General features: G+C 41.2%; 1 protein-coding gene. It reads right to left on the bottom strand.

Annotation, left to right across the window (positions count from 1 at the left end; translation table 11 throughout):
- Nucleotides 1-221: HYR-like domain-containing protein (locus tag OS191_RS15595; protein WP_267153688.1), on the bottom strand; the 221-nt coding region annotated here is incomplete at both ends.

The following is a 221-nucleotide window of genomic DNA, read 5'->3' as shown; positions in this document are numbered from 1 at the left end:
CCAGCACAGTTATCCGTTGCTGTTAAATCTATAGGAGCAGGTACATCATCGATACATTCTACTGTTAGATCAGCAGGAGCAGCTGGAGCTACAGGCGCAATAGTATCAGAAACAGTAATTATTTGCGACACACTAGATGTATTATTACAGCTATCAGTAAATGTCCAAGTACGCGTAACTACTACGTTACAAGGATCAGAACTATCAGTTGAGTCAACAGG

This window comes from Xanthomarina sp. F2636L (assembly GCF_026410195.1).
Classification (GTDB): domain Bacteria; phylum Bacteroidota; class Bacteroidia; order Flavobacteriales; family Flavobacteriaceae; genus Xanthomarina.
This window is presented reverse-complemented; position numbering and strand designations above follow the sequence as displayed.